Here is a 7,018-nt window from a genome sequence, read left to right on the forward strand (position 1 = left end):
GTGTGATCCACCGGCACACCACGCTCGGTGATTATCTCCGCGAGATCCCGGTAGGACACCCCATACCGGCAGTACCACCGCACCGCCCAGAGGATCACGTCTTTGGGGTAGTGGCGACCGGAGAAGACGCCCATGAGCACTGATCCTCACCTGCCATCCACAACTCTGCAACAGCACCGTTCGCCGGGCTGATCGCGCTACTCCTCCTTCTGGCTATCGGCTGCATCCCGGGCGCATACTTCGACAACAGACTGCCGAGTGCATACAAGCAGCATATCGATAGCACCACCCAGTCATCCGCTGTCTAGCATCGCCAGAGGTAAACGCACGGCCATCCAGCGCATCTACTGGGGTTTTCCTGATGGAAGGAAACAACGTGAGCTTCAGAGTATTCGGTGCACCTGTGACTCTCCTGGTCATAGGATGTCTGCTAATCGCAATGTCCGAAGGGCCGTCATCGTGGCGTGCTGTAGTCGGCTTCGCCTACCTTGCCCTTGCACTTGTCGCGACTGTCCTCGGCTTGATGAGGCGACGGGATACCGATCGGCCCATAGATAGCCACCCAGACGGCGAGAAGGGGTCGCAGCGAATCGAGTGAGCGACGAGGGCCAAAAGAAGCGATGCGGAGGTGTGCTGGCACCGGAAAACGTGGCTGACCTTCTGTCGGGACCAGCCGATGCAGAATACCGCGCCACAGAGTCATCAAGATTCCACGCCATATAGCGATCACATTCACACCCATGAGGTTACCGACTGAGCGCTATCACGCCCGTAGACTGAGTTGCATGCACATAGATCGCGTGGACGTCGAGAGGCTCTTGGGATTCGAAAAACTGTCCATCGAGGTGGACCCCCAGCTGCAGCTCATCGCCGGGCCGAACAACGCCGGCAAGTCTTCAATGCTCCGCGTGCTCGAGGCCTTCTTCTCCGACCCGACCGGCGGAGATATCCAGTGTATGAAGCCTATGCATGACTACTACGTCGAAGGCGGTCCACGGATGAAGTCGAGCATCCAGGTGCAGTTTGGCGGGCTCAGCGAGGAGGAGGCCACTTTCTTCGCCGACGCGGTCACGCAGAACGGGACCTTCTGGGTCAAGGTTTCATGCACGCGCCGCGGGATAATCAGCTATCACGCTAGCCGGAATTCGGCCCGGGGTCGAGAGTTCTACGACCGAGTGCTCGAGTCCTTCAGCTTCGTGAAAATCCCCTCGGTCCGTGTGAGCGAATCGGAACAGGCCGAGAATGACCAGTCCCTCGTCCGTCTGTACGAGACCCTCGAAGGCGTCCTCGTCCGTTCGGGTGGTTCCCGGAAGACTCAGCTCCAGCAAGATTTCGAGAATGGAATCGAGCCGGTCGAGGAACTCGTGCACCAGGTGTTGACTGAGTCCGTCAAGGCTGTATCCACGGAACTGCCGTTCCGCGAGCGAGAACTCGGCATCAAGCTGCCCGACTCGCGGCACGCACTGCGGGGCATGATCGAGCAAGCGGTTATTACCAGCAAGGATGAGATCGAGGTATCGATAGCCGAGCGCGGCACCGGGTTCCAGTCCGCGATGGTGCTCGGCATCCTGCGGTATGTTGCCTCGCGCAGCAACCAGTCCGCGGGCAAGGTCGTGTTCGTGATCGAGGAACCCGAAGCGTTCCTCCACCCCCAGACCCAGCGGGCGATGGCAAAGATCCTCCGAGAGATCTCAAGCGATGCGCAGCTGCTAGTGACTACGCATAGCCCTGTTCTCGTGGATTCGTTCTCGGTCCGCCGCATCGTCCGCCTCCCGTTGAGCCCGTCTGGTGTGCACTTCGTCGCGCGACGGCAAGAGCTGTCGGAGGCAGAGGAGGGGCGATTGACCAGGTACTGCGATGCCACGAACAGTGAGCTCGTGTTCGCGAACGCTATCATTCTCGTCGAGGGACACGGCGACAAGCTCCTCATTGACTACTTGCTGGGGCGGATTACTGGCGGTGCAGGCGGCCACTACGCTCTGGGCATCACCGTCATCGAAGCGTCAAGCATTGACAACATTCCATACCTCGTCCAGCTCGCCGGATTCTTCGGGGTGCGGGCTTACGTCATCACCGACAAGGACGGAATCCATAAGTCCGGCACTACAAAGCGTAAGTTGCTAGAGATTCTAAAAGCACGGAAGGACGGTCCTTCCCAAAAAACGATTCAAGAGCTTTGCAAAGTCGCGGACACCACGATCCCGACCCTGGCAAAAGCGTTGGAACAGCAGCGCAAGATCAACGAGATACTCGATCCCTGGGACACATTCGTACTCGCATCTGATCTCGAAGGGCTGTTACTCGACACCGTCGGGCAGAAGAAGCTCTCCGAGATTCTGGGGCCGGATGGGCATAAGATACTGGACCGCGCGGCATCTGAACGCTTCGCCAAAGGCTCCAAGGGCAAGGCCGAGTTGGCCTCCTGGCTCGGCTCCAAAGGGTGGAATTCCGAAGGTACGAAGTCTAACAAGGCGAAGCCTCATCTACCGTCGCAGATTCTCCGTGAGCGCTTAGACAAGAGTAAATCAGTTCATCGGGCGGTCCTCCCGCTCGATGATTGGCTCAGCAGCATCGTCGAAGAACACGAGCGCTCGCCACTCTGACACCCCAGGCATTGCCCCCCCCCACAAGGAAAAACGGCCCCAGGGTTTACCCCTAGGACCAGGATTTCTTTAGATCTAGATGCAGGTGCTGCCTGCTCAATGACTACATACTAGCTCTTCCTACGCCGTAGCACAAGCACAGGTGGATCACGGGCTAGAGTTGGCACCACCATGAAGAGAACCACCCTGCACAAGCTAATCGCTTGCATCCCCCCGCCCCGGTTCCAAACGTATCTGGCCGCCGCCGACGGTGACGAGTACCGAGCCTTGGAGCTGTACCGTTGGAACATCGATGCTGCTGCAGCAGTCACGAGCACCCTGTCAGTAGTAGAGATCGCACTACGGGACACCTTCGACCAGCAACTTCGAGCATGGAACGTTGAGCAGGGTGGCAGCGAAGAGTGGATCGTCGATCCCCGGGGCATCCTCGCCCATATCGTACGCAGAACACCGAAGAGCAAGGGTGATAATGGTTCCCACCATCGTCCTGGTGGCCTTGATCATCGCTGGTGGGAGTACAAAGCTCGACAGAACATGAAAGACCATCTGGGAGAGACGACTCTGCACACCCCGCAGCATGATGATCTCGTTGCAAGCCTTAGTTTTGGTTCTTGGACTTCGCTGATCCCCCGGCCTACCAGTATCGGAGGACGAAAAAAGGCACCGCAAACAACGTTATACGACCGTGCCCTGTCTGCCTGGACCAATACCTGCAATCCTGGGTCGGGATTCAGCGCTTCCCCGGAGGTAGCCTTCTACAGGTGTGCTCACCTGCGCTACGCCCGCAACCGAGCTGCTCATCTTGAGCCGCTGCTCGATCAGGAGAAACTGTTGAGCTGGCACCGAACGGCTTGCAGGGTGACTCTGGAACTGTCGTCGGGAGCAGCGGAATGGATCACCGGGCCTGCCCGCATTCCACGCATCATCGACAAGATGCCCTGACTGCTGATCAGTGGGACTGAGAAGTAGGCGATCAATCAGCCACGGCGTCGCGCACGGCTGCCGACTGATTGCTGCCCAACCCGCCCAAGCGCCGGTTGTCGGCGATGCTGTTGGCCTCCAGAAAGTTGTCCACGCTGACCTTGCCCCACCCCGGCAACGCGCGCAGGAAACTGGTCAGCCGCATCTTCACCAACACCGGATCCCCCAGGGCCTCATCCAGCCCAGCGGAACTGGTGGTCTCCCCGGTGCGTAAACGGGCAGTGAAATCCGCCCGCTTCGCTCGTGCCTCGGCGGCCTTCTGCAGCGATGCTGCCCTCTGTTCCGGGGTGAAGTTGGGAGGACTGGGGGACATGAGATGATCACACGCTTTCACTGATCGAGGGAAGGTCACCAGGTGCCTGCGGCCTGGTGTGAGCAGAAAGATAGCAGCTGACGGAAGCCAGGTGTGCCGAAATGGTGATCATGGTGACCTCGCCGCGACGATCGTAGAACACGACGGACGCACAGCTTTGATACTCCCGCGGCTACTCCACTTACCCACCAAGCCAGTACAGAGCCTTGTCGACATCCCTCGCTGTCCATTGATATCCCCGAGCGTTCACCTGGTCGGCCAGCGTCTCAACCAGTGTGATGTATCGAACGTACACGCGGCTCGTACCGACGAGTGGACAGTCGATCCTGGCCAACCCCGCCCGAGCGCGACGGTCATAGACAGCCATGCGATCCGGAGCAGCCGCCAGCAACACCGCAGATGCTAAAGGCCCACGTGCCTTAAAACCGGGAAGCACAGCAAGAAGCTCCAGCGCTGCGGAAGCAGCGTCTGGAGTGGGCACCGAACGGTCACGAGCCGCAGCGACAACCCGTGCAGTGACAGCATGAACCTCCGCATCAGGCCTAACCAGCAGGGCACTCGCCCATCGAGTGTTCGCGTTGAGTCGCTTCCAGAACGACAGCGCGGCGATCTCAGCCTTACCCAAACTCCCCGAACTGTCGACCCGGCGGATCACCTGCTCAAGAAGCTCGTCATAATGGTCCGACACCTTCTTCCCGTACGTCTCGTGGCCGGTGACGAGCTGCTGTACCTGCGAGTCCGAAAGGTTATTCATGATGCAAATGTATCAGTATCGCCTGGTCATGAGGAGGAAGATTCGTGTCCCAGGCGCACTCTAGGATCGTAGCCATGGTGGACACCAAGCAATCCAAAACAGCCGGCGAGTACCACGTCGCCGCCGAACTGGCACGCCGTGACTGGGCACCCGCACTCACCCGTGATGGGCTTGCACGTACAGACATTCTGGCGGTGAACACCGTGCGCCCGGATCGCCGACAGATCGAGATCCAAGTCAAGGCCTCACGGGGGCCGGTCACAAAAAACACCAGTTGGGCGCTGGGATTGAAAGACCAAGGCCCCAGTGCCCATGAGCGTGAGTACTACGTTCTCGTAGCACTTCCCGATGATCTGTTAGCCCCGCCGCGCAACTTCATCGTTCCCCGGGTTCATCTGTCAGCAGCGACGTTCATCTCTCACCGGGATTGGCTCACAGAGCCAGGGATCGAACCCGGCATACGCAATGCCGGTCATGACCGTGCCCGTGTCAAGCTCCCCGTGTTCGCGGCATACGAAGACCGCTGGGACCTGCTCAACTACGATCAAAGCCAAGTCCCGGTACTTCTTCCACATCACTACCAGGCACTAGCGACCGATCCGCGGGTCGGGTTGCCTGCCGGCCATGAGTGGAACCACCACTTCCCCGAGTGGTGCTGAAACCGCGGTGAAAACCAGTAGTTGTGTCTACTACAGGCTGCAGATGATAATTGAACTAACCTGCCCGGGGGTCGGCCTGGGAGGATGATCCACATCACCAAACACTGGCCCCCCGAAGTTTCACGACGTAACTCACGAGGAGCCACTGCAGGGAATCCACACGGCGATCATAATTTCACGCCATAAAGCGAGGAAGTAGGGAACGTGTCGCTCATTCAGCGTGGACCATCACCTATGCAATATAAAAGCAATCTCTATACAGGCAGGGTTGTTCCAAATACCAGCCACTGCCTAATCCAGTCCACAAATACGGCCCATTGTCCACTAACGAGGAGAATTCCTACGATAATGAGCATCGCCCCACCTGCGATCTGAATCGAACGAGAGTGTCGCATCAACCACCCGACGCCCTTCAGCGCTTTAGCTGATCCGAGGGCCACCAGAATAAACGGCACGCCCAACCCGAGACAGTAAGCCACGATGAGCACCGCTCCACGTGCTGCTGTCATTCCTTCAGTGCCCACAGATATAGAGATTATTCCCGTGAGTGTGGGGCCAAGGCAGGGGGTCCATCCCAATGCAAAAACTGCCCCAAGCAGGGGGGCTCCAGCAACTGTGGACCAACGCCGGGGGGCCATTCTAGTGTCATTCTGCAACGGGCGAATAAATCCCATAAACACCAGGCCCATCAGGATGGTCACCACACCGCCGACGCGCATGAGGATGCCCTGATTAACCTGAACAGTTTGCATTACACCAAAGACAGTGACAGTCGCAAGGCTGAATACCACGGTGAAACCAGCGACGAAGAGCAGTGCAGCACCGCCGACCCTGCCACGGTACTGCTTGACGAGTGCACCGTCAGACGTGTGCTCGGTTGTGGCCCCCACAACCCCGGCAAGATAGGAGATGTATCCCGGTACCAGTGGAATGACACACGGCGAAGCAAACGAGACAAGACCCGCCACAGCAGCCGCAAGAAGGCCAAGAAGCAGCGGCCCGCTAACAACAACCTCGGAAAAAGCAGAACCTAGGTCAGAGATACCTAATCCCCTCTTTTCAAATATTAACTGAGCAGCAGAGCTACAGCGCTCCACAGATCATCATCTGCCGATTCGAGAAGTAATGTCTACGCCAAACAGTCTCTCAATCCGGTTCGATCATAATCGAAAAACTACAGCAGAGGAAACTCCGAGCGTCATGTCAGATTTGAATCTCAGGTCGTGACGCGACGGGCACACGAGTCCATGATTGGCGATCAATAGCGTGGGCATCTCCCACACCGCGTCACGAACGTTCAACTCTGACAGGATTCCCCTTCGGTGAGGCTCCTGTCAAGGCGCCGAAGTGGCAGAGCCGATGCTGTTGCAAAGTTGGGGTCGGTCAACCAGCATCAGACAGCATGAGCATCTTCTCCGGCCGCCACTTCCCTCAAGAAATCATCCTGTGGGCTGTGCGATGGTACTGCCGCTACGGAGTGTCCTACAGGGATCTCGAGGAGATGCTGACCGAACGCGGCGCACCGGTGGATCACACCACGATTCTCACCGGTGGGTACAGAAGTACGGCCCCGAAATGGATAAACGTACCCGCTGGTACCGTCAAACCTCGCCGTGGCTCTCCGACTCCTGGCGAGTGGATGAGACCTACATCCGGGTCGGCGGGAAATGGTGCTACCTCTACCGGGCGGTGACCAAGGATGGCCGGA

General features: G+C 58.3%; 6 protein-coding genes and 2 pseudogenes. 4 read left to right on the forward strand and 4 right to left on the reverse strand.

What is annotated here, in order from left to right; translation table 11 throughout:
* Positions 1–134 (reverse strand): annotated as a pseudogene (locus BJF89_RS09765) (IS6 family transposase); the annotation flags it as partial.
* Between the two features lie 651 nt (positions 135–785).
* Here BJF89_RS09765 and BJF89_RS09770 point away from each other — a divergent pair.
* Together BJF89_RS09770 and BJF89_RS18555 are read left to right on the forward strand one after the other, a co-directional pair.
* Complete coding sequence (locus BJF89_RS09770; protein ID WP_075814445.1) at positions 786–2,603, forward strand: ATP-dependent endonuclease; 1,818 nt, start codon at positions 786–788, stop codon at positions 2,601–2,603.
* Between the two features lie 171 nt (positions 2,604–2,774).
* On the forward strand, positions 2,775–3,545 hold the full coding sequence (locus BJF89_RS18555) for a hypothetical protein (RefSeq protein WP_139311971.1): 771 nt from the start codon (positions 2,775–2,777) through the stop codon (positions 3,543–3,545).
* Positions 3,546–3,576: 31 nt separating this feature from the next.
* Here the strand turns inward: BJF89_RS18555 and mihF are convergent, their stop codons facing one another.
* Both mihF and BJF89_RS09785 read right to left on the reverse strand, forming a co-directional pair.
* Positions 3,577–3,897, reverse strand: coding sequence for an integration host factor, actinobacterial type (mihF, locus tag BJF89_RS09780; RefSeq protein ID WP_075814449.1), 321 nt, complete (start codon positions 3,895–3,897; stop codon positions 3,577–3,579).
* Between the two features lie 181 nt (positions 3,898–4,078).
* Positions 4,079–4,651 (reverse strand): hypothetical protein, encoded by a 573-nt coding sequence (locus tag BJF89_RS09785; RefSeq protein ID WP_222843825.1) that lies wholly within the window; start codon positions 4,649–4,651, stop codon positions 4,079–4,081.
* 74 nt (positions 4,652–4,725) lie between these two features.
* On the opposite strand from BJF89_RS09785, the gene BJF89_RS09790 reads away from it, so the two are divergent.
* Entirely contained in the window at positions 4,726–5,310 is a 585-nt protein-coding gene (locus BJF89_RS09790; protein ID WP_075814451.1) for a hypothetical protein, read from the forward strand.
* A gap of 254 nt (positions 5,311–5,564) precedes the next feature.
* Here the strand turns inward: BJF89_RS09790 and BJF89_RS09795 are convergent, their stop codons facing one another.
* On the reverse strand, positions 5,565–6,353 hold the full coding sequence (locus tag BJF89_RS09795; RefSeq protein ID WP_075814455.1) for a cytochrome c biogenesis CcdA family protein: 789 nt from the start codon (positions 6,351–6,353) through the stop codon (positions 5,565–5,567).
* A gap of 359 nt (positions 6,354–6,712) precedes the next feature.
* Here BJF89_RS09795 and BJF89_RS09800 point away from each other — a divergent pair.
* Positions 6,713–7,018, forward strand: a pseudogene (locus BJF89_RS09800) (IS6 family transposase); the annotation flags it as partial.

This window comes from Corynebacterium sp. CNJ-954 (assembly GCF_001942345.1).
GTDB lineage: Bacteria > Actinomycetota > Actinomycetes > Mycobacteriales > Mycobacteriaceae > Corynebacterium.